Annotated in this window: 20 protein-coding genes; 12 read left to right on the top strand and 8 right to left on the bottom strand. The window is 72.2% G+C overall.

Annotation, left to right across the window (positions count from 1 at the left end; all coding sequences use genetic code 11):
• Nucleotides 1-36: 36 nt before the first annotated feature.
• The 5 genes from I8920_RS01660 to I8920_RS01640 all read left to right on the top strand — a co-directional run bounded on the left by I8920_RS01660 (nt 37) and on the right by I8920_RS01640 (nt 3886).
• On the top strand, nt 37-603 hold the full coding sequence (locus I8920_RS01660) for an NADPH-dependent FMN reductase (RefSeq protein WP_198657477.1): 567 nt from the start codon (nt 37-39) through the stop codon (nt 601-603).
• Nucleotides 604-760: 157 nt separating this feature from the next.
• Nucleotides 761-1273, top strand: a complete 513-nt coding sequence (locus I8920_RS01655) for a MarR family winged helix-turn-helix transcriptional regulator (protein ID WP_198657476.1) — start codon at nt 761-763, stop codon at nt 1271-1273.
• Between the two features lie 96 nt (nt 1274-1369).
• Complete coding sequence (locus I8920_RS01650; protein ID WP_198657475.1) at nt 1370-1876, top strand: Dps family protein; 507 nt, start codon at nt 1370-1372, stop codon at nt 1874-1876.
• Nucleotides 1877-1884: 8 nt separating this feature from the next.
• Nucleotides 1885-2685 (top strand): SDR family NAD(P)-dependent oxidoreductase, encoded by an 801-nt coding sequence (locus I8920_RS01645; protein ID WP_198657474.1) that lies wholly within the window; start codon nt 1885-1887, stop codon nt 2683-2685.
• 7 nt (nt 2686-2692) lie between these two features.
• The gene (locus I8920_RS01640; protein WP_198657473.1) at nt 2693-3886 is read left to right on the top strand and encodes an NAD(P)/FAD-dependent oxidoreductase; all 1194 of its coding nucleotides are present in this window, start codon (nt 2693-2695) and stop codon (nt 3884-3886) included.
• 58 nt (nt 3887-3944) lie between these two features.
• Here I8920_RS01640 and I8920_RS01635 read toward each other — a convergent pair whose 3' ends face one another.
• The 4 genes from I8920_RS01635 to I8920_RS01620 form a co-directional block, all read right to left on the bottom strand.
• Nucleotides 3945-5030 carry an alpha/beta fold hydrolase gene (locus I8920_RS01635; RefSeq protein ID WP_198657472.1) on the bottom strand — a complete coding sequence of 362 codons (1086 nt, stop codon included), beginning with the start codon at nt 5028-5030 and terminating at the stop codon, nt 3945-3947.
• 70 nt (nt 5031-5100) lie between these two features.
• Complete coding sequence (locus I8920_RS01630) at nt 5101-5976, bottom strand: SMP-30/gluconolactonase/LRE family protein (protein ID WP_198657471.1); 876 nt, start codon at nt 5974-5976, stop codon at nt 5101-5103.
• 163 nt (nt 5977-6139) lie between these two features.
• Nucleotides 6140-6973, bottom strand: a complete 834-nt coding sequence (locus I8920_RS01625) for a DUF1206 domain-containing protein (RefSeq protein WP_198657470.1) — start codon at nt 6971-6973, stop codon at nt 6140-6142.
• Between the two features lie 120 nt (nt 6974-7093).
• Complete coding sequence (locus tag I8920_RS01620; protein ID WP_198657469.1) at nt 7094-8260, bottom strand: RtcB family protein; 1167 nt, start codon at nt 8258-8260, stop codon at nt 7094-7096.
• A 481-nt stretch (nt 8261-8741) separates the two neighbouring features.
• Between I8920_RS01620 and I8920_RS01615 the strand changes: the two genes are divergently transcribed.
• The 6 genes from I8920_RS01615 to I8920_RS01590 all read left to right on the top strand — a co-directional run bounded on the left by I8920_RS01615 (nt 8742) and on the right by I8920_RS01590 (nt 15888).
• A complete protein-coding gene (locus tag I8920_RS01615) occupies nt 8742-10562 on the top strand; it encodes a glycoside hydrolase family 15 protein (RefSeq protein WP_198657468.1) in 1821 nt (606 codons plus the stop codon).
• Nucleotides 10563-10608: 46 nt separating this feature from the next.
• The gene (locus I8920_RS01610) at nt 10609-11202 is read left to right on the top strand and encodes a J-domain-containing protein (protein WP_198657467.1); all 594 of its coding nucleotides are present in this window, start codon (nt 10609-10611) and stop codon (nt 11200-11202) included.
• Between the two features lie 90 nt (nt 11203-11292).
• A complete protein-coding gene (locus I8920_RS01605; protein WP_198657466.1) occupies nt 11293-13749 on the top strand; it encodes a phosphoketolase family protein in 2457 nt (818 codons plus the stop codon).
• A gap of 112 nt (nt 13750-13861) precedes the next feature.
• The gene (locus I8920_RS01600) at nt 13862-14545 is read left to right on the top strand and encodes a fumarylacetoacetate hydrolase family protein (protein WP_198657465.1); all 684 of its coding nucleotides are present in this window, start codon (nt 13862-13864) and stop codon (nt 14543-14545) included.
• A 160-nt stretch (nt 14546-14705) separates the two neighbouring features.
• Nucleotides 14706-15701 carry a sugar phosphate isomerase/epimerase family protein gene (locus tag I8920_RS01595; protein ID WP_198657464.1) on the top strand — a complete coding sequence of 332 codons (996 nt, stop codon included), beginning with the start codon at nt 14706-14708 and terminating at the stop codon, nt 15699-15701.
• Between the two features lie 10 nt (nt 15702-15711).
• A complete protein-coding gene (locus tag I8920_RS01590; RefSeq protein WP_198657463.1) occupies nt 15712-15888 on the top strand; it encodes a hypothetical protein in 177 nt (58 codons plus the stop codon).
• 152 nt (nt 15889-16040) lie between these two features.
• Here the strand turns inward: I8920_RS01590 and I8920_RS01585 are convergent, their stop codons facing one another.
• The 3 genes from I8920_RS01585 to I8920_RS01575 all read right to left on the bottom strand — a co-directional run bounded on the left by I8920_RS01585 (nt 16041) and on the right by I8920_RS01575 (nt 19825).
• Nucleotides 16041-16250, bottom strand: a complete 210-nt coding sequence (locus tag I8920_RS01585) for a hypothetical protein (RefSeq protein ID WP_198657462.1) — start codon at nt 16248-16250, stop codon at nt 16041-16043.
• A 150-nt stretch (nt 16251-16400) separates the two neighbouring features.
• Nucleotides 16401-18938: an ATP-dependent DNA ligase gene (locus tag I8920_RS01580; RefSeq protein WP_198657461.1), complete on the bottom strand. Its 2538-nt coding sequence runs from the start codon at nt 18936-18938 to the stop codon at nt 16401-16403.
• Nucleotides 18935-19825 carry an SDR family oxidoreductase gene (locus tag I8920_RS01575; protein WP_198657460.1) on the bottom strand — a complete coding sequence of 297 codons (891 nt, stop codon included), beginning with the start codon at nt 19823-19825 and terminating at the stop codon, nt 18935-18937. Before I8920_RS01575 ends, I8920_RS01580 begins: the two co-directional genes overlap by 4 nt.
• 134 nt (nt 19826-19959) lie before the next feature.
• Between I8920_RS01575 and ku the strand changes: the two genes are divergently transcribed.
• Nucleotides 19960-20952 (top strand): non-homologous end joining protein Ku, encoded by a 993-nt coding sequence (gene ku, locus I8920_RS01570; RefSeq protein WP_198657459.1) that lies wholly within the window; start codon nt 19960-19962, stop codon nt 20950-20952.
• Nucleotides 20953-20973: 21 nt separating this feature from the next.
• On the opposite strand, the gene I8920_RS01565 is transcribed toward ku, so the two are convergent.
• Nucleotides 20974-21483 carry a DUF6328 family protein gene (locus tag I8920_RS01565; protein WP_198657458.1) on the bottom strand — a complete coding sequence of 170 codons (510 nt, stop codon included), beginning with the start codon at nt 21481-21483 and terminating at the stop codon, nt 20974-20976.
• Nucleotides 21484-21525: the final 42 nt, after the last annotated feature.

Genomic DNA, 21525 nt, shown 5'->3' with positions numbered 1-21525 from the left:
ACCTTTCCGACCCAGAACAGAACCAGAGGGATCCCCATGACGAACGTCCTCGTCCTCGTCGGCAGCCTGCGCGCCGACTCCATCAACCGCAAGCTCGCCGAGGCCGCCGCGCACCACGCGCCGGAGGGCATCGAGCTGCAGACCTTCGACGGCATCGTCGACCTGCCCTTCTACAACGAGGACATCGACGGCGACACCCCGCCGGCACCGGCCGTCGCCTTCCGTGACGCCGTCGCCGCCGCGGACGGCGTGCTGCTGATCACCCCCGAGTACAACGGCACGATCCCCGCCGTCCTGAAGAACGCCCTGGACTGGGGCTCGCGGCCGTTCGGCGCATCGCCGCTGTCCGGCAAGCCCCTCGCCGTGATCGGCTCCGCCTTCGGTCAGTACGGCGGCGTCTGGGCGCACGACGACGCCCGCAAGGCCGCCGGCATCGCCGGCGCGAAGGTGCTCGAGGACGTCAAGGTCGCCATCCCGCAGTCGGTCGTCCGCTTCGCGGAGACCCACCCGCGTGAGGACGCCGAGGTCACGACGCTCGTGCAGGGCGCGCTCACCGCGCTCGCCGAGGCCGCGGCCGCCACGGACGAACCGGCCGCTGCCTGACGCGACCAGGAGACGGACGGGAGGCCCGTGGCGACCCCGCCACGGGCCTCCCGTCCGTCGGGTGCGTCCGCAGGGGCGGGACGGTGGACGGGGACGTTCGCCAGGGCGCCGAGGTTCGCTAGGACGCCTAGTAAGGAGACGGGTTACCCTGAACCCCATGTCGACGCAGGAGATCACCGAGGCGTCCGGGTACTGGTTCCCGGACGACGACGCGACCCAGCGCGGGGTCGCGGTCCTCAACGCACTCCGGCGCTACCGGGCCGCGGAGACCGCGATGCGGCGACGCACCCGCGACTCGATGGGGATGGGTGAGACCGACCTGCTCGCGGTGCGCTTCCTGCTGCAGGCGCAACGCGCCGGCCGGATGGTCAGCCCGAAGGACCTCGCCGCCTACCTGAAGATCTCGTCGGCGTCGACCACGATCCTCATCGACCGCCTGGTGAAGTCGAACCACGTGCGACGCGACCCGCACCCCACCGACCGTCGGGCGCTCGTGATCACGCCGACGACCGACACCGACGACGAGGTCCGCGCCACGCTCGGCGTGATGCACCGACGGATGATGTCGATCGCCGAGGGCCTCCCCGCGTCCGAGGCACGGATCGTGGCCGGGTTCCTCGAGCAGATGCGCGAGGCCGTCGACCAGGTCGACCCCGCACCCGCGCACTGAGCACCCCCGGGGGACGCCGCCTCCGAGCGCACTGGGAGCGGTCACTGCGACACCGCGTAGACCGGAACGGTCACTGACGCAAAAGGAGTCGCAACCATGCACGCTTCGGACAAGATGGGCAAGAACCTCCAGGCGGTCCTCGTGGACCTCATCGACCTGCACCTCCAGGGCAAGCAGGCGCACTGGAACATCCTCGGCACCAACTTCCGCGACCTGCACCTGCAGCTCGACGAGATCGTCGACGCGGCCCGTGAGTTCGCCGACGACACCGCCGAGCGCATGCGTGCGCTCTACCTCGTGCCGGACGGCCGCTCGGCGACCGTCTCCGCGGGCAGCCACCTCGACGCCTTCCCCGACGGCGAGATCGCCACGCACGACGCCATCGACCAGATCACGCTGCGCCTGTACCAGGCCACCGGCACCATGCGCGACGTGCACGACGAGGTCGACGACGAGGACCCGACGACCGCGGACCTGCTCCACGGCTTCATCGAGCGCCTCGAGCAGCTCGCGTGGATGGTCTCCGCCGAGAACCGCGCCCCGAGCACCCCGCTGGCCTCGGCCACCACGCCCGCCGTCGCCGACGCGTCGGCGCACGCGTAGGGGGTCGGGTGGACCTCGGCATCCAGGGCAAGACCGCCCTCGTCTTCGGCGGCGACTCCGGCATCGGCTGGAACACGGCTCGCATCCTCCTGGCGGAGGGTGCGACCGTGGTCGTGTCCGACATCGACCAGAGCCGCCTGGACACGAGCGCGGACCAGCTCGAGGCGCCGCTCGGCAAGCTGCACGCCTTCGCGGCCGACGTCCGGAGCGCCGAGAGCCTCGCCGCGCTGCACGACGAGGTGCGCGAGGCGGTCGGCGAGATCGACATCCTCGTGCAGTCCTCGGGCGTCACCGGCGCGCAGGGCATGTTCCACGAGATCGACGAGGCCGGCTGGGCCGAGACGATCGACATCGACCTGATGGGCCCCGTGCGGATCACGCGCGAGTTCATCGGCGACCTGCGCCAGGGCGGCTGGGGTCGGATCGTGTACCTGGTGTCCGAGGACGCCACCCAGCCGTACGACGACGAGCTGCCCTACTGCGCCGCCAAGGCCGGGGTGCTGTCGTTCGCGAAGGGCCTGTCGCGGTCCTACGCGAGCGAGGGCCTGCTCGTGAACACCGTCTCGCCGGCGTTCATCCACACGCCGATGACCGACGCGATGATGAAGAAGCGGGCCGAGCAGACGGGCCAGAGCTTCGACGACGCGATCACGTCGTTCCTCGACGAGGAGCGTCCGTACATGGAGCTCGACCGTCGTGGGGAGCCCGAGGAGGTCGCGAACGTCGTGGCGTTCCTGTGCTCCGACCTGGCGAGCTTCGTCAACGGTTCGAACTACCGGGTCGACTCCGGCTCGGTCGCCACGATCTAGGAGTGCCATGACCGACTTCCGCTACCTCATCGTCGGCGGCGGGATGGTCGCGGACGCCGCTGCCCGCGGCGTCCGCGAACTCGACGCCGACGGCTCGATCGGCATCGTGAGCGAGGACGTCGACCGGCCCTACGCCCGGCCGGCGCTCTCGAAGAAGCTCTGGACCGACCCCGACTTCAGCTGGGACGAGAAGGTCGACCTGCACACCGAGGAGACGGGCGCGCAGTTCGTGCTCGGCACCGCGGTGACCGCGATCGACCGTGCCGCGAAGACCGTCACGACGGCGGACGGGTCGACCCACGGGTACGAGCGGCTGCTCATCGCGACCGGCGGGAAGCCGCGCAGCCTGCCGGGGCTCGCTCCGTCCGACCGGGTGCTCGACTACCGCAGCGCGGCCGACTACCGCCGGCTGCGCGAGCTCGCCGATGCCAGGGCGCACGTCGCGGTGGTCGGGGGCAGCTACATCGGCACCGAGATCGCCGCCGGCATCGTGCAGAACGGCGCCCGCGTCACGCTCGTCACCCCGGACGAGGTGCTCGGCGGTCACATGTTCCCCGACGACCTGGCACGCGCGTTCCAGCAGCGCTTCGTCGACCACGGCGTCGAGCTCCGCACGGGGCGCCGGGTGGAACAGGGCGAGGAGACCGACGGCGGCGTCGTGCTGACGCTGGACGACGGCTCCGTCATCGAGGCCGACGCGGTCGTCGCCGGGCTCGGCATCGAACCGCAGACCGCGCTCGCCGCCGACGCCGGTCTGACCGTGCGCGACGGCATCGTGGTGTCGTCCACCCTGCTGACGGACGACGACTCGGTGTTCGCCGCCGGTGACGTCGCCGAGTACCCGGACCGGATCCTCGGGACCCGCCGGGTCGAGCACGTCGACAACGCGAAGCAGCAGGGTCGGCAGGCCGGTCGCAACCTGGCCGACGCCGACGAGACCTACGACCACACGCCGATGTTCTACTCGAACGTCTTCGACATGGGTTACGAGGCCGTCGGACGGGTCTCCACGGAGCTGGACACCCTTGAGGACTGGCAGGATCCGCTGACCACCGGCGTCGTCTACTACCTCGACGACGACGGGACGGTCCGGGGCGTCCTGCTCTGGAACGTGCCGGACCAGACCGACGCGGCCCGGCAGGTCCTCGCCGAGGCGAACTCCCTGACGCCCGACATGCTGCGGGGGCGCATCACGCCCTGACCCGGCCGTCTGGAGGCCCGGTGCCGGTCCGGCGGACCGGCACCGGGCCTCCGGTGCGTCACGGCTCCTGCCGCCGGTCCGTCTCCGGCGCGACCGCGTCGACCACCGCGCGGCGGTCCGCCGGGTCGACGGGGACGTCGTCGCCGTCCGCCATCGCGACGGCGTGCGCGGACTTGGCCGCCTCGAGCGTCTCGTCGTCGTTGCGCGCCATGCCGAACAGCTCGATGAACCGGGACTTGACGAGCAGCCAGGCGTCGCCCGGTCCGAGTCGGGCCAGGTCGGACGCGGTGGAGTCGTCGCGCACCCGCTGCAGCGAGGACACCCCGCGGTCGGGCAACCGGCGGTCGACGTGCGCCACCGCGAGCCGGGCGACCGCGTCTGCCTGCGCGTGCATGACGGAGTGGGCGCCGTCGACGACCTCGCGGAGCACCGCGTACGGGAACACCCGCGCGAGCCGACGCACCCAGTCACGCGGGACCATCGCGTCGTGCTCGCCGCGCACGATCAGGGTGCGCGCCCGCACGTGCGCCGCGCGCTCCTCGATCGGGAACGCGATCATCCGCGGCAGCACCTTGTGGAACCAGTGCCAGCCGCACAGCGCGTACGCGGTGACCGCGTGCCAGCGCACGGCAGCGGGTTCGTGCAGCGCCGACCGCAGGAACCGGAACGCCGACTGCCGGACGGTCCGCGCGTGCGAGTCGACGACCGGGCTGATCAGCACGAGGTCGGAGACGTCGGGGCGGCGGGCGGCCACCTCGGTCACGACCTGCGTGCCCATCGAGTGGCCGACGAGCACCGGGTCCTCGAGGCGCAGGTCGTCGATGACGCGTTCGACCGCGTCGGCGTAGCGCTCGATCGACACCCGCCCGCGGAACGGCGGGACCCCGGCGAAGCCCGGCAGGTCGAGCGCGTGCACGGGGCCGTTCTCGTTGAGGTGCGGGGCGAGCCGTTCGTAGTACGTCGAAGCGATGCCGAGCCCCGCGACCAGCACGAACGCTCGGGAGCCGGGGTGGCCGATCGAGCTCACCCGGACGTAGGTCCCGTCGACGGCGACCCGGTCGATCCGTACCGTGACGTCGGCGTCCTCGGCCTGTGCGAGTTCGCCCGCCGGGTCCGGCGCGGCTGCCGGGCGTTCGTCGTCCACGTGGGTCTCCTCGGGTCGGGCGGTCGCCCAGGATACCCGTCCGCCGGGTGCGGGGAGCGTGGCCGTGCGGTCAGCCGGCGAAGGTGTTCGCGGGGAACCCGTGCACGCGCGTCGGCACCGCGAACACGGCGCCCGAGCGCGGCGCCTGCTCGAGGTCCTCCTCGGTCAGGTTCTCGCGGGCCGTGGCGACGAACAGTGTCGACGTGTCCGGTCCGCCGAACGCCACCGACGTCGGGTTCGCCACCGGCAGCGTGACGGTCTCCAGGTGCGACCCGTCGGGGGCGTACCGCTCGACCCGGCCGCCGCCGTAGATCGCGGTCCACCAGCACCCCTCGTCGTCGCGGACCAGGCCGTCGTGTGCCTGGCCGACCACGAAGGGTTCGAGCTCGCCGAGCTCGCCGTCCGGGCCGTAGGACCCGCGGTAGATCGTCGACGCGCTCGTGTCCGTGACGTACATGGTGCTGCCGTCGTCCGACCACTCCATGCCGTTCGTCACACCGAAGCCGCCGCGGAGCACCCGCGTCGTGCCGTCCGGCTCGACGGAGTACAGCGCTCCGTCGGGCTCCCCCGTCGTGACGTTCATGCTGCCGACCAGGAACCGGCCGAACGGGTCGCACTTGCCCTCGTTGAACCGGTTGCCCGAGGTGGCGTGCGAGACGCGCGCGATCTCCCGCTCGATCGTGCCGTGCTCGTCGGTCAGGACGACGGTGTCCCCGAGGGCCGCGACGAACCCGCCCGACGCCCGGGGTTGGAAGCTGGCGAGCGGGGGCGGCAGCGGCACGCTCGACACCACCGTGCCGTCGGCCCGTGCGGTGTTCAGCGTGCCGAGGGTGATGTCGGTCCACCGCAGCAGCTGCGCTGCGGGGTCCCAGACGATGCTCTCGGCCAACACCGCCCGGGCGTCGGAGAAGACGGTCGCGGGTCCGGTGGCGGCGTCGGTGCTCATCGACCCCGTCTACAACGCCGCCGGTCCGTGCTCGCTCAGGCGTGGGTGCGCGCGCGGCGGCGGCGAGTCCACGGGCTCAGCGACACCTCACGCCCGCTCGCGCCCGTGAGGTGTCGCACAGCGCGAACGTCCGAGCCGGTGCGGCTGTGGCGGCGTCCGCGGGTCAGAGGCGGGCGTACCGCGCGCGGAAGAAGCTGTAGACGCCGAAGGCCACGAACCCGATGCCGATCGCCACGAGGAGGACCACCCCGCCCGGCATCCTCCGGACGGCCTCGAACGCGGCGTCGAGGCCGGTGGCCTGGTCGGGGTCGCTCTGCAGCCCGGCGACGGCGATGAGCACGCCCACGACGACCACGGCGATGCCCTTGCCGACGTAGCCGACGACACCGAGCACGGTGACCGCACGGTCGAGCTGGCCCGGGGCCCGGGTGATGTGCTTGCGGAAGGACCGGCGGCAGCCGATGACGACGAGTCCGATGCCGACCGCGACCGCGATCGCCCCGGCGAGCAGCAGCACGAACACCCCGCCCGGCGTCGCCAGGGTCTTCGCCGCAGCACTCTGCGACGAGCTGCTGGAGCTCGACCCGGCACCGAGCGCGTACGAGGCCGCCGAGTACGCGATCACGCCGTAGACCACGGCCTTCGCGACGTCCTTGAGCCGGGCGAGCCAGCCCCGGGTGGTGTCGGAGCGGCCGCCGACGATCGCCTCGACGACCAGGCGCACCGTGAGCGCCGCGGTACCGACGGCGATCAGCCACAGCAGGAACACCCCACCGGGCACCGCGGCGATCTGCTGCAGCGCGCCGGACTGGTCCGTCTCACCGCCCGAGGACGCGTTGCCGATGCCGAGCAGGATCGCCAGGTACCCGATCAGCAGGTGGACGATGCCGCTGCCGACGAACCCGGCGCGTGCCGTGACCTCGAACCACCGGCTGTCGGCCGCTCGCCGGACCTGTCGTCCGGTCTCCCGTGCTGCGTGCTCCGCCGTGTCGCTCATCCCGTCAAGCGTGCCCGACGCGAGCCGTCCTGTCCGGGCCGCGCCGGGCCGTGGTGCCGCCCCGCGACGGACGGGAGGCCCGTGGCGCGCGGCCACGGGCCTCCCGTCGGTGGACGCGGCTCAGTCGCCCTTCACGTTGACGACCTGCCGCAGCGTGTGCCGGATGGACACCAGGTCCGACGCGTCGGCCATCACCTGGTCGATCGGCTTGTACGCCGCCGGGATCTCGTCGAGGAACGCGTCGGTGTCGCGGTACTCGATGCCGGCCATCGCCTCGCGCAGCTGCTCGTGGGTGAAGGTCCGCCGGGCCGCGCTCCGCGAGAACAGCCGTCCGGCACCGTGCGGCGAGGACTCGAGCGACGGCTTGTTGCCGAGGCCCTCGACCACGTACGACGCCGTGCCCATCGACCCCGGGATCAGCCCGGGCTGCCCCGCCTTCGCCTGGATCGCGCCCTTCCGCGAGACCCACACGGACTTGCCCCAGTGCGTCTCGCGCTGGGTGAAGTTGTGGTGGCAGTTGATCCGCTCGCGCTCGTCGACGGGCGTCCCGACGGCCTCGGACAGCTGCCGGACGACGCGGTCCATCATCTCCTCGCGGTTGAGCAGCGCGAAGTGCTGGGCCCACCGCAGCTCGGCGATGTACCGGTCGAACTCCGGGGTGCCCTCGACCAGGTAGGCCAGGTCGGGGTCCGCCAGCTCGATCCACCACCGCTGCACGGCCTTCTTGGCGACGGCGATGTGGCGCTGCGCGATCTTGTTGCCGACGCCCCGCGACCCGGAGTGCAGGAAGAGCCAGACCCGGTCCTGCTCGTCGAGGGAGACCTCGATGAAGTGGTTGCCGGACCCGAGCGTGCCGAGCTGGTTGCGCCAGCCGCCGTGCACGCCGTCCGGGTCGAAGCCGGCGGTCTCGGCCATCGCCTCGAGCTCCGCGATGCGCGGTGCGGCGGTCGCGACGATCTTCCGGTTCGACGCTCCGGCCGACAGCGGGATCGCGCGCTCGATCTGCTCGCGCAGCCCCTGCAGGTCGGCGGGCAGGTCGCTCGCGGTGAACTGCGTCCGGACCGCGATCATGCCGCAGCCGATGTCCACGCCGACGGCCGCCGGCATGATCGCGCCGAGGGTCGGGATGACGGACCCGACGGTGGCCCCGAGGCCCAGGTGCGCGTCGGGCATGAGGGCCAGGTGCGGGAACACGAACGGCATGCGCGCGGTCGTGCGGGCCTGCTGCTCGGTGGTGTCCTCGAGCATCGAGGCCCAGCTGAGCAATCGGTCGTTGATCTTCTTCATGGAGTCGTCTCGCTTTCGTGACGGTCGAGGTGACGGTCCGAGACGGTCGTACGCCGGGCCTCCTGGTCGTCGCCGGTCGTGGCGGACGGGAGGAGGCGGAGATGACGAACGCCCCGGGCCGGGTGGGCACGGGGCGTCGTGGGACGTCGCGTGCCTACGCGGGATAGCTGAGGGACCACTGCTGCTCGGACAGCACGGCGGTCGCGTCGAGCTGGAGCTCGACGCGTTCCTGGTTGTGCTGCACGGCGCGCATGCGCAGTCCTTCCGGTGTGCCCGGGACGGGCGGTCTGCCGATCGGCAGGAGCACGACGCTAGTGCGACACGCCCGGGGTGCGCAAGTCGCGCTGGCGTGTCGGCCGTGCTCCCGGCATCCGCGAGCGGTCCGCGCGCGGTCCTCCACAGCCTGGAGGCCCGGCGTCCGTCCTCCACGAGGGGTACGTCCGCCTGATGGTCGCGGCCACCGCCGGGGCAGGCTGGACGCATGACCGAGCGCACGCGAGACACCCCCGACGCGACCGACAACGAGGAGCGCACGGACGGGTACGTCCCGCTGCGCTCGTACGGTGCGATCGGCGATGGTCGGACCGTCGCGCTCATCGCCCTCGACGGTCGGATCGACTGGCTGCCGATCCCGTCGATGGACTCGCCGCCGGTCTTCGCGAGCATCCTCGACGCCGAGCACGGCGGACACGTCGCACTGCGGCCCGCCGACGGCGACGCGCAGGTCTCGCGCGAGTACCTGCCCGGCACCAACGTCCTGGTGACGACGTGGACGACCCCCACCGGCCGGGCCACCGTGACCGACGCCATGGTCACCGGCGTCGCGGGACGCCTGCCCTGGGCGGAGATCGGCCGGTGCGTGCAGGGCGTCGAGGGATCCGTCGAGATGGAGTGGGCGGTCGTCCCCGGGACCATCCTCAACACCGCGGAGCCCCGCCGCCTCGACACCGCGAACGGCACCGTGATCGGCATCGACGGGGTGACCATCGCCATCGTCGAGCGCGGCTTCGAGCCGGTGCACGACGACGGCCCGCGGTTCTCCGGCCGGTTCACGACGACGGAGGGGTCGAAGTCGATCCTGACCATCGTCGGCACCCACGACGAGCCGATCTTCCTACCCGACCCGGAACGCTCCCTCGAAGGAGTCGACCGCACCATCGACAACTGGGCGACCTGGTCGAAGGAGTTCAACTACGACGGGCCGTGGTCCGAGGCGGTGCAGCGGAGCGCCCTGGCGCTCAAGCTCCTCATCTTCTCGCCGACCGGCGCGATCGCCGCGGCGCCGACCACGAGCCTGCCCGAGGACCGCACGGGCGGCAAGAACTGGGACTACCGCTTCGCCTGGGTGCGCGACCTCGCGTACACGGTGCACGCGCTCACCCGCTTCGGCCTGCGCGAGGAGACCCACGCCGCCGTGTCCTGGATGATGCGCACCATCGCCGAGCACGACGAGACCATGCCGATCTTCTACGGACTGGACGGATCGAAGACCGACGACGTCGAGGAGCGCGACGTGCCCGGCTGGAACGGGATCGGGCCGGTCACGGTGGGCAACCGCGCCGGTGACCAGCTGCAGCTCGGCGTCTGGGGCGACGTCTTCGAGATCATGCGCCAGTACGTGCGGGCCGGCAACGTGCTCGACCGCAGCACCGCGGCCGTGCTGCAGGAGCTGGCCGACGACGCCTGCCACCGCTGGGAGGAGCCCGACTCCGGCATGTGGGAGCTGCAGGACACGCAGCACTACACGACGAGCAAGATCGGCTGCTGGCAGGCGCTCGACGCCGCGGTGGAGCTGCACGACGCCGGGATGATCGACGGCCCACGTGAGAAGTGGATCGAGAACCGCGAGCTCATCGAGGACTGGGTCGCCGAGCACGGGTGGAACGAGGAGCTCGGCCACTACGTCATGTACCCGGGCACCGATGCCCTCGACTGCTCGATCCTGCTGCACGCGATGTCGGCGTTCGACCGCGGGCCGCGGATGGAGTCGACGATCCGGGCCATCGAGGAGCAGCTGCAGCACGGGCCGCTGGTCTACCGGTACTCCGGCATGGAGGACGAGGAGTCGCCGTTCGTCGCGTGCTCGTTCTGGCTCGCCGCAGCACTGGCGTGCGTCGGGCGGATCGACGATGCACAGCAGCTGATGGACGCGATGGTCGACCAGGCGAACGACGTCGGCCTGTTCAGCGAGATGCTCAGCGCCGTGGACGGGGACTTCATGGGGAACATCCCCCAGGGCCTGTCGCACCTGGCGCTCATCCAGGCGGCACTGACCATCGAAGAGGTCTCGAAGGACTCCTGAGCGGGCTGGACACGCCGTCGGGGGTCGGGGGCATCATGGTCGCACGATGAACGACGTCGATGCACGGATGGACCGGCTCCGGAGGGCCGCTCGCTACCGCTACCAGCAGCTCGTCGACAGCGAGATCGAGCGCGGCTCGCTGGACCCCGACGAGGTGCGCGAGGAACGCCGCCAGCTCCGGGCCGCCGACGTCGCTGCGAACGCCCGTGCCCGGATCGAGGAGGCCGAGCGCCGCGGGGTGTTCGAGGGCAACCCGTACCACGGCAAGCCCCTGCCCGGGAACGACGGGCAGCACGACCCCGACTGGTGGATCAAGTCGAAGATCGAGCGCGAGGACATCCGCGGCATCGCCCCGCCCGCGCTGGCGCTGCGCACCGAGGACGCCGAGCTCGACGACGCCCTCGACGCCCTGTCGGTGGAGTCCGACGTGCGTGACGTGCTGGTCGACTTCAACGCCCGCGTCAAGGAGGCCCGTCGGCAGCTGCTCGGCGGACCGCCCGTGGTGACGCCGCTGCGCGAGGTCGACGCCGAGGTCGAGGCGTGGCGGGAGCGGCGGGAAGCCCGCATGGCGTCCGCCGCCCGGGCCGCCGAGCAGGCGCAGCTGGACGCACGCCCGCGACGGTGGTGGCGGCGGCGCTGACCGGAACGGACCGACGCGAGTGGGCCGGGCGCGCCCGGACGCGGGGAGTTTCCTGAGGTCCGACGGCCTTCCGTTTCGTACCGTGGTCCCATGGCCCCTGGACACCTCCCCACCACCGACCGGCTCCGGGCGGTCGACGCCTGGTGGCGCGCCGCCAACTACCTGACGGTCGGGCAGATCTACCTGCTGGACAACCCCCTGCTCACGCGGCCCATCGAGCCCGACGACGTCAAGCCCCGGCTCCTCGGACACTGGGGCACGTCGCCCGCGCTCAACCTGGTCTACGCCCACTGCAACGCCCTGATCGCGGAGACCGGCCGCGAGTTCCTGTACGTGTGCGGCCCGGGGCACGGCGGCCCGGCGATGAACGCGAACGCCTGGCTCGAGGGCACGTGGAACGAGCTGTACCAGGACGTCGACCTGCAGCAGTTCTTCCGGCAGTTCTCGTTCCCCGGCGGCATCCCCTCGCACGCGGCCCCGGAGACCCCCGGCTCGATCAACGAGGGCGGTGAGCTCGGGTACTCGCTGTCCCACGCGTACGGCGCCGCCCTGGACAACCCCGACTTGGTGGTCGCGTGCGTGGTCGGCGACGGCGAGGCCGAGACCGGTCCGCTGTCCGGTTCGTGGCAGGCGCACACCTTCCTCGACCCGGTGTCCGACGGGGCCGTGCTGCCGATCCTCAACCTGAACGGGTGGAAGATCGCGAACCCCACCGTGCTGGCCCGCATCCCCGACGAGGACCTCACCGCCTACTTCCGCGGACTCGGGTACGACCCGATCGTGGTCGACTCCCGTCGGGTCGACGACGACCCGTACGCGGTGCACGCCCTGTTCGACGGTGCGCTCCGCCGGGCCCTCGCGGCGATCGACGACATCCAGGCCGCCGCGCGTGCACAGGCCGAACGCGCCGCCGCCGGGCAGCCCGCGGGCGCCGCAGCGCTGCGACCGCGCTGGCCGATGATCGTCCTGCGCACCCCGAAGGGCTGGACCGGCCCGAAGGAGGTCGACGGCGAGCAGGTCGAGGGGACCTTCCGAGCCCACCAGGTGCCGCTCCCCGCGGTGCGCGAGGACGAGGGGCACCGCGCACAGCTCGAGGAGTGGATGCGCTCGTACCGCCCGGAGGAGCTCTTCGACGCGGACGGGCACCCCGTCGGCATCATGACCGGGATCCGGCCGAGCGGCGACGCACGGATGAGCGCCACCCCGCACGGCAACGGCGGTCGGCTGCGGACCGCGCTCGACCGGCCGCCGCTCGAGCCGTACGGCGTCGAGGCCGGCTCCACGGCGTCCGCCACCGGGACCCTCGGGCCGTGGCTCGCGGCGCTCATCGAACGCAACGCCTCGACCTTCCGCCTGTTCGGCCCCGACGAGACGATCTCGAACAAGCTCGACGCGGTGTTCGACGTCACCTCCCGCGTCTGGCGAGCTCGTCGCGCAGCCGGTGACGAGCACCTCTCCGCACGTGGCCGCGTCACCGAGGTGCTGTCGGAGCACCTGCTCGAGGGCATGCTCGAGGGCTACGTGCTCACCGGCCGGCACGGCATCCTCAACACCTACGAGGCGTTCGCCCACATCATCGACTCGATGGTCGGTCAGTACGCGAAGTGGCTCGAGTCGTCGACCGACATCGACTGGCGCGTCCCGGTGTCGAACCTGTCGATCCTGCTCTCGTCGCACGTGTGGCGACAGGACCACAACGGGTTCTCGCACCAGGACCCCGGGTTCCTCGACGTCGTCGCGTCGAAGCAGCAGGACCTGGTCCGCATCAAGCTGCCCGCCGACGCGAACACCCTGCTCGCGGTCGCGGCGCACGCCATGGAGACCACGGACCGCATCGAGGTGATCGTCGCCGGCAAGCACCCGGAGCCGGTGTTCCTGTCCCTCGACGACGCGGTCGCGCACGCCGCGGCCGGACTCGGCGTCTGGGACTGGGCCGGCACGGAGCAGGAGGTCGGCCGCGCGGACGTCGTCCTGGCCTGTGCCGGTGACGTCCCGACCGTCGAGGCGATCGCCGCCGCGGACATCATCCGGCGGCACGCCCCGGGCGTCGGCGTGCGCGTGCTCAACGTCGTCGACCTGCTCGCGCTCGGCGACCCGCGCAAGCACGAGCACCCGATCCCGGACGAGCAGTACGACGCGCTGTTCCTGCCCGGCACGCCCACGGTGTTCGCGTTCCACGGGTACCCGACGCTCGTGCACCAGCTCACCTACCGGCGGAACGGACACGACGACCTGCACGTGCACGGGTTCCTCGAACAGGGCACGACGACCTCGCCGTTCGACATGCTCATGCGGAACGAGATGGACCGCTTCGCGCTCGCCCACGACGCCCTGACGCGCGTCGACGCCGAGGCCCACGCCGACCTGCTCGCGAAGCTGACGGAGGCGCGTGACGCCGCCCGGACCCACGCGTACACGAAGGGCGAGGACCACCCGGCGCTCGCGGGCTGGGAGTTCGCGGGGTGGCCGCAGGACGAGCCCGCCACCGGCGGCACCGGGGGCGACCCGGGCGCCGGCGAGACCGAGGCTGCCGCACCGGGCAACTGAGGCGCGCGCCTCCACCGGCCGGGAGGCCCGGATCACCCTCCACAGGACCCGGCACGGCACCGACGTGCCGGGTCCTGTGGACCGGGGCCCTGCAGCCTGCCACGCTGGGGACGTGACCGACCTCGTCGTCCCGGCCCCGAGCCTCCCGACCGTCCCGACCACGACCGGTGGGCGCTTCCCCGTCCGCCGCGTGATCTGCGTCGGCCGCAACTACGCGGCGCACGCCCGCGAGATGGGCCACGACCCCGACCGTGAACCGCCGTTCTTCTTCACCAAGCCGGCCGACACCGTCGTGGCGGACGACGCCGACACCCCGTACCCGCCGCTGACGCAGCAGCTCGAGCACGAAGTCGAGCTCGTCGTCGCGATCGGGACCGGCGGCACGGACATCGCCGTCGAGGACGCCCTCGCCCACGTGTGGGGCTACGCCGTCGGCATCGACCTCACGCGCCGCGACCTGCAGGCCGAGGCGAAGCGACTGGGGCGACCCTGGGACACCGCGAAGGGCTTCGACGCGTCCGCTCCGATCGGGGCGATCCGGCCGGCTGCGGGTGCCGACCCGGCGACCGGCGCGATCACCCTGACCGTCGACGGCGAGCTCCGGCAGTCGGGTGACCTGGCCGACCAGATCTGGTCCGTCGCCGAGACGATCGCGGCGCTCTCCCGGTCCGTCGCCCTCGCGCCCGGCGACCTGCTCATGACCGGCACACCCGACGGCGTCGGCGTGCTCGCCCGCGGTGCCGAGGTCGTCGGCACGATCGCCGGGGTCGGGTCGGTCCGCACGCGGATCGTCTGAGGGCGGTGTCGTCCGTGCGCCCGTGCACGGCGGAACTGGGAGCGCTCGCAGACTGACGGGGTACCCCTGAGTCCACGCCACGGGTGGGGCCGCGGCGGACACGGGGCAGCGCATCGCGACGGGGCGACGGCGGACACCTCGGGACAACGGAGGTAGGGCCGTGCTGGAACACGATCTGCTCGCGACGTCGTGGACGTGGGCGGGCGACGAGGACGTCCGGGAGCGCGTGCACGCCGTCGGGGCCGCCGGGTTCGCCGGTCTGTCGCTCTCGCTGGACGACCTGCACGAGGTCCGCGCGACCATCGGCCTGGCCGAGCTGCGTCGGATGCTCGACGGCGCCGGCATCGTCTGGGTCCAGCTCGGCCCGCTCGACCGGTGGTGGACGTGTGCCGACCGGGCGCCGGACGACGACGCCGACCGCGGCGTGGTGCTCGAGGCCGCCGCGACCCTGCGGGCGTGGCAGGTGGTCGCGCGGGCCGACACGACGCTGCCCGGGGCCTCGCCCGGAGCGATGGCGGACGACTGGACCGTCCTCGCCGACCAGGCGGAGGCGGTGGGTGCGCAGCTCGTGCTCGAACCCGAACCGTGGTCGAACCTGCCGACCGTGGAACGCGCGAGCCGGTTCGTCGCAGCCGCCGGCCACCCGAACGGCGGACTCCTGGTCGACGCGATGCACGCGTTGCGCGGCGGCTCGACCCTGGCGTCGATCCGCCAGGGGGTCGCGCCGGGGACCCTGGCGGCGGTGGAGCTGAGCGACGGGCTGCTGCACACGCCGAGCGGCATGACGCTCGCCGAGGAGTCGCGGGTGGCACGACACCTGCCCGGCGCCGGGGCGTGGGACCTGCCCGGCTTCGTCCGGACCGTCCGCGAGCTCGGGTTCGACGAGCCCTGGGGCGTCGAGGTGCGGACGCCCGCGCACCGCGCGATGCCGATCGGTGATGCCCTGCGCACGGCGGCTGCCGCGACGCGGGCGGTGCTCGACGCGGCCGACGCCTTCGGTGCTCCCGCGGCACCGGCCATGCCCTCCACGCCGGCGCCGACGTCGGCCGTCGACTACGAGCCGTTCCACCGCGGCCGTGCCGACGTCGGCCGTGTGGACGGCAGTCGGACGGACGGCCACCGCCGACGCGACGCCGACACAGGGACGCCCGCGTAACCTGCTCGGCATGACCGATCAGGCAGCACACGACGACGACCTGCTCCGCCGTTCCCAGGAGTCCATCGACGAGGCCAAGGCCGCGGCGGCCGAGGTGTCCGAGCCCGAGGAGGAGACCCTCATCGACGAGGACGCTCCGGTGGCCGGACGCACCGAGCCGACGGACGGGCCGGCGCCCGCGGCCTGATCGCGGCGGGGAGCGTCCGACCGCACGGCCGGCGCTGCCCCGGAAGATTCTTCGATCGGGTGTGACGATCCGGGTCGTCGCGACGTCTCATGAGTGACGGCGGCCCGTGCGTCCCCTGATCCGGCGTGCGGGCCGTCCGTCCCCCGGTACGGTCAGCCGATCCGATCGACCGCGGGGTCGTCGTCCTCGTCGTCCTCGTCGTCCTCGTCCACGAGGAAGTCGGCGTACCGGACCTCGTCCGCGGTCCCGTCCGGCTCGTCGCCCGTCGTGCCGAGCAGGCCGGTCTGCAGCGTTCCGTCCGCCGCCGCGGCGGCCCCGCGCTCCGCCGGGGTCAGCGGCGGCAGGTACTTGCTCGAGCTCATCTGCGGCCCCCTTCGTCCCGGCGACCGTAACAGTCGTGCGCGGCCCGGTGGCCGTCGCGGCAGGAACGTCCCCCGCGGGGACCGCCCACGGGGGACGGAAGTTCGCCACGGGCGGACCCCATGCGGATGCATCGGCAGCCCGCCGCGGGCTCAGTCCTCGCGCACGACGTCCGTCGGGTCCTTGTCGCTGCGCCACCCGCGCCACGACGGCTGCCGCAGACGCCGGTCGCCCGTCCACTCGGCGAACTCGACCTCGCCGACGCGCTTCGGCGTCACCCAGTGCGCATCGCGAGCGTCGACCCGCGGGACGTCGACGAACGGCGACGTCTTCCGTTCGAGCGGTCGGAGCGCGGCGGCGATCTCGTCGAGGTCCCGGTCACGGAACCCCGTGCCGACCTTGCCGACGTACTCCAGCCCGTCCGGTCCGGGCACGCCGAGCAGCAGGGAGCCGATCCCGCCGGCGCGCCGACCGTTGCCCGGCTTCCACCCGCCGACCACGACCTCCTGCGTCGCGTGGTGCTTGAGCTTCAACCAGGCCTCGGACCGGCGCCCCTCGGCGTAGCGGGACGACCGCTTCTTCGCGACGACGCCCTCCAACCCCTGGTGCCGGGACTCGGCCAGCACCGCCTCGAGGTCGCCCTGCGCCGCCGGCGGGACGTCGATCGCACCACCGGGTTCGACGACGGTCTCGAGCGCCTGGCGGCGGGCGTCGTACCCCAGGCGCGTGAGTTCGTGTCCGTCCGCCTCGAGCACGTCGAACACCAGGAACCGCACCGGGGTCGCCTGCTGCGCGGCCCGGACCTCGCGCGGTCTCGTCACGCCCATCCGGTTCTGCAGCAGCTGGAAGCTCGGACGGCCGCGGTCGTCGAGCGCCACGATCTCACCGTCGAACACGCCGTCCACCCCGGCGCGGTCGGCGAGTTCCTGCAACTCGGGGTACTGCGGGGTCAGGTCGTTGTCGTTCCGGCTCCGCAGCGTCACCGCGCCGTCCCGGACGGTCGCCAGCGCCCGCACGCCGTCCCACTTCATCTCGAACGCCCAGTCGGACGGGTCGAGCCGGGGCTCGCCCTCGGCCAGGGTCGCCTGCATCGTGCGGCGCTCCGACGGCGGGGTCTCGGCGGTCGCCGCTCCGGTGATGCGCCGCCGCCCGTCGCGCCGACCGTCCTGGTGTCCGTCCCGGTGCGCGTCCGCCGACCGGGAGACGCGGCCCGTTCCGGACCCGCCCGCGCCGTCGGCGAGCCGCTCGGGTTGCTCCTTGGTGCGGTGGATGAGCCAGTTCTTCTCGTCGCCGCCACCGCGTCCGCGGGTGTGCAGGAGCGCGAGGCGGCGAGCGCCACCCGCCCGCCCGTGCAGCGTGACGATGACCTCCTTGCCCTCCCGCCACTTCTCGAGCTCGTAGGTGCCGTCGTCCCAGATCGTGACGGTCCCCCCGCCGTACTCGTCCTTCGGGATCGTCCCCTCGAACGAGCCGTACTCGAGCGGGTGGTCCTCGGTCTGCACCGCCAGGTGGTTCTTCCCCGGGTCGCTCGGTTCGCCCTTCGGCAGGGCCCAGCTCACCAACACGCCGTCGTGCTCGAGCCGGAAGTCGTAGTGGTCGCGCGTGGCGTGGTGTTCCTGGATGACGAAGGTGGGCGTGCCGTCCTTCCGCACCGTCGGCGCTCCCTCGGGCACGGGCTCCGGGGTCTTCGAGGCGTCCCGCTTCGCGCGGTACTCGGCCAGTCGGTCGCGCGCCGGCTGTTCGGCGGCGTTCGCCTGCTCGGTGCGGTCGCTGTCCCAGTGCCCGTGGTCGGCCCTGCCGACCGCCAGCGAGGCGGACGCGACCGGGTGCAGGAAGTCCCCACGGGCCTCCAGGCGTTCGAGGACCTCGTCCAGGGTGAGCTGCGCGAGGCCGCGCTCCTCGAGTTCCTGCCACGTCCGGGGCGCCGCCACCGTCGGGTGGTCCCGCCCACGCAGGGAGTACGGCGCGATCGTGGTCTTGTTGCCGTTGTTCTGGGACCAGTCGACGAACACCTTGCCGGTCCGCTCCGCACGGCTCATCGACGACAGCACGAGGTCGGGCATGTCGGCCTCCAGCGCCTTGGCGAGCTCGTGCGCCACGTCGGAGACCTGCGCCGTCGTCGCCTTCCCGTCCAGGGCGGCGTACAGGTGGATGCCCTTCGACCCGGACGTCACCGGGTGCGGATCGAGGCCCATGCCGTGCAGGACCTCGCGTGCGGCGACCGCCACCTCGACGCACTCGGGCAGGCCGACGCCCTCGCCGGGGTCCAGGTCGAGCACGAGCCGGTCCGGGTTCTGCTGCGCCCCACGGGGCCCGAAGCGCCACTGCGGCACGTGGAGTTCGAGTGCGGCCTGCTGTGCCATCCACACCAGCGTCGGCAGGTCGTCGACGATCGGGTACTCGTTGTCGTGTTCCGAGTGGTGGATCGTGTGGTGCCGGACCCAGTCGGGCGCGGAGTCGGGCAGGTTCTTCTCGAAGAAGACCTTCCCCTCGACACCGTTCGCCCAGCGCTTGCGGGTGACCGGCCGGTCCTTGACGTGCGGGATCATCCACGGCGCGACCCGCTCGTAGTACTCGATCACCCGCCCCTTGGTCGTGCCCGTCGCGGGGTAGAGCACCTTGTCGGTGTTCGTCAGGGCGAGCCGACGGTCCCCGACCAGGACGACGGTCCTGCGCGAGGCGGGGCTCACAGCGCGACCCCGGTCGCTCCCGCCACGGTCAGGGTCGTGCCGGACGTGTACGACGACTCGGGTCCGGCCAGGTAGACGTAGGCGCTGCCGAGCTCGACGGGCTGCGCGGGACGGCCGAAGGGGGTGTCCTGGCCGTAGGCGGCGATCTCGTCGCCCGGGTAGCTGATCGGCTGCAGGGGCGTCCACACCGGACCGGGGACCACCGTGTTCGCCCGGATGCCCTTCGCGGCGAGCTGACGGGCGAGGCCGTTCGTGTACGTGATGATGCCGGCCTTCGTCGCGGCGTAGTCGATCATGCGGTCCTGCGGCTGGTACGCGGACACCGAGCTCGTCGTGACGATCGAGCTGCCCGGCGCCATGTGCGGGACGGCAGCGCGGACGAGCCAGAACAGCGAGTACAGGTTGACCTTCATCGTGCGGTCGAAGTCGTCGGTGGACTGCTGGGTGACGTCCTCGTGCACCTGCTGGTGGCCGGCGACGAGCACCAGGGCGTCGAGTCCGCCGAGCTCGCTGACGGCGTCCTGCACGAGCACGTCGCAGAAGGCTTCGTCCGTCAGGTCACCGGGCAGCAGCACCGCCTTGCGACCGAGGTCACCGATGACGTCGCGGACCTGCTCGAGGTCCTCGCGTTCTTCGGGCAGGGCGTTCAGGGCGACGTCGGCGCCCTCCTTCGCCATCGCGATCGCCGCCGCTCGCCCGATGCCCGAGTCGGCCCCGGTCACCAGGACCCGGTGTCCGCGCATCCGTCCGGTCCCGACGTAGCTCGTCTCGCCGTGGTCGGGTGCCGGGTCCATCGCACTCGCGAGTCCCGACCCCTGCTGCGTCTGCGCGGGGAACGGCGGACGGGGGAACTGATCGCGGGGGTCCTGCTTGTCGAGCTGGCTCATGGGCCCATCGTGCTCGTGCCGGCATCGCGACGTTCCAGCTGGTCGGTGGTCCGTGGATCCACCGGCGGCGCACCCACCTGTGGAGGAACCGTCTGCCGCGGGCGCTCACGCGCTGGCACGGGCATCATGTGCCCATGAGGTCGATCTGGAAGGGCTCCATCGCGTTCGGGCTCGTCAACGTGCCCATCAAGGTGTACGCGGCCACCGAGACCCACGACGTGTCCCTGCACCAGGTCCACGACGAGGACAAGGGCCGCATCCGCTACAAGCGCGTGTGCGAGTTCGGCCACGAGGTCGAGTACGCCGACATCCAGCGCGCCTACGACGACGGCGAGAAGACGGTCGTGCTCACCGCCGACGACTTCAAGCAGCTCCCCGAGGAGCAGTCGCACGAGGTCGAGGTCCTGGAGTTCGTGCCCGTCGAGCAGGTCGACCCGATGATGTTCGAGAAGACGTACTACCTCGAGCCCGACTCGCGCTCGCCGAAGGCCTACGTGCTGCTGCGCGAGACGCTGGCGAAGACCGACCGACTGGCGATCGTGCAGTTCACGCTGCGGCAGAAGACCCGGCTCGGGGTGCTCCGCGTGCACGACGAGGTCATCCTGCTGCAGGGGCTGCTCTGGGGCGACGAGGTCCGCGCGGCGGAGTTCCCGGCCCTCGACACCTCGGTCAAGGTCAGCGCCAACGAGCTGAAGATGTCGTCGTCGCTCGTCGAGAGCATGTCGACCGACTTCGACCCCGACCGCTACACCGACTCCTACCAGGAGGAACTGCAGCAGCTCATCGACGCCAAGCTCGAGGCGGGCGACGACATCGACACCGAGAAGACGTTCGGCGAGCAGGACGACGAGGACGACGACGCGGGCGGTGACGTGCTCGACCTGATGGCCGCGCTGCGCGCGTCCGTCGACAAGAAGCGGTCGGGAGGCACGGGGTCGCGTTCGTCGTCGAGCTCACGATCGTCGTCCGGGTCCGGCTCGTCCGGGTCCGGTCGGAAGGCCCCGGCGAAGAAGGCGGCGGACGATGCCGCGCCGAAGGAGGCTCCCGCCAAGAAGACTCCCGCGAAGAAGCCCGCCGCCAAGAAGAGTCCCGCGAAGAAGCCCGCGGCGAAGAAGCAGGCGAGCTGACCCCACCGCCGCGGCGAGCGTTCAGCCGTCCGACGAACGCTCGCGCTCCGGGTCGACGTCGCGCTCGGTCCGGCGCAGGCCGAAGGGCACCGCGGTCCACAGCGCCGCCGTCCCCACGAAGACCGCCACCCCACTGATCACGCCTCCCGTGCCGCCGAGCACCACGTCGAAGACGAACGAGACCGTCCCCGCGAAGAGCAGTGCGCTCGCGATGAGCGCGGCGAGCAGGATGCCGTTGCCCGCACGGACCAGGTCGTGCTTCTGACGTTGCCGGAACACCAGCCGGTGCGTCGCGACTGCCGACAGCGCCACCACGGTCACCACGACCGCCAGGACGACGAGCACGAGGTACACCGTCTCCTGCCGGTCGGACAGGTCGGTGAAGCGCTGCTGGAACGGCAGGGTCAGCAGGAACCCGGCGAGGATCTGCGTCCCGGTCTGCACGATCCGGAGCTGCTGCTGGATGTCGGCCCAGTTCCGGTCCCATCGTTCCGTCGGCGTCTCGTGCCGACCGCGCTCGGTCTCGCTCACACCGCGAACCTACCCATCGGTTCGTCGGCGGTCGTCGAGCTG

The sequence above is a fragment of the Curtobacterium sp. YC1 genome (assembly GCF_016267665.1).
Classification (GTDB): domain Bacteria; phylum Actinomycetota; class Actinomycetes; order Actinomycetales; family Microbacteriaceae; genus Curtobacterium.
The sequence above is the reverse complement of the archived record's forward strand: the minus strand, read 5'-3'. Positions and strand labels throughout refer to the sequence as shown.

Excerpts from the sequence above, each read along its gene's own strand:
- I8920_RS01660 (WP_198657477.1), top strand. The coding sequence starts at position 37 with ATGACGAACGTCCTCGTCCTCGTCGGCAGCCTGCGCGCCGACTCCATC.
- I8920_RS01655 (WP_198657476.1), top strand. The coding sequence starts at position 761 with ATGTCGACGCAGGAGATCACCGAGGCGTCCGGGTACTGGTTCCCGGAC.
- I8920_RS01650 (WP_198657475.1), top strand. The coding sequence starts at position 1,370 with ATGCACGCTTCGGACAAGATGGGCAAGAACCTCCAGGCGGTCCTCGTG.
- I8920_RS01640 (WP_198657473.1), top strand. The coding sequence starts at position 2,693 with ATGACCGACTTCCGCTACCTCATCGTCGGCGGCGGGATGGTCGCGGAC.
- I8920_RS01630 (WP_198657471.1), bottom strand. The coding sequence starts at position 5,976 with ATGAGCACCGACGCCGCCACCGGACCCGCGACCGTCTTCTCCGACGCC.
- I8920_RS01625 (WP_198657470.1), bottom strand. The coding sequence starts at position 6,973 with ATGAGCGACACGGCGGAGCACGCAGCACGGGAGACCGGACGACAGGTC.
- I8920_RS01620 (WP_198657469.1), bottom strand. The coding sequence starts at position 8,260 with ATGAAGAAGATCAACGACCGATTGCTCAGCTGGGCCTCGATGCTCGAG.
- I8920_RS01615 (WP_198657468.1), top strand. The coding sequence starts at position 8,742 with ATGACCGAGCGCACGCGAGACACCCCCGACGCGACCGACAACGAGGAG.
- I8920_RS01610 (WP_198657467.1), top strand. The coding sequence starts at position 10,609 with ATGAACGACGTCGATGCACGGATGGACCGGCTCCGGAGGGCCGCTCGC.
- I8920_RS01605 (WP_198657466.1), top strand. The coding sequence starts at position 11,293 with ATGGCCCCTGGACACCTCCCCACCACCGACCGGCTCCGGGCGGTCGAC.
- I8920_RS01590 (WP_198657463.1), top strand. The coding sequence starts at position 15,712 with ATGACCGATCAGGCAGCACACGACGACGACCTGCTCCGCCGTTCCCAG.
- I8920_RS01585 (WP_198657462.1), bottom strand. The coding sequence starts at position 16,250 with ATGAGCTCGAGCAAGTACCTGCCGCCGCTGACCCCGGCGGAGCGCGGG.
- I8920_RS01575 (WP_198657460.1), bottom strand. The coding sequence starts at position 19,825 with ATGAGCCAGCTCGACAAGCAGGACCCCCGCGATCAGTTCCCCCGTCCG.
- ku (WP_198657459.1), top strand. The coding sequence starts at position 19,960 with ATGAGGTCGATCTGGAAGGGCTCCATCGCGTTCGGGCTCGTCAACGTG.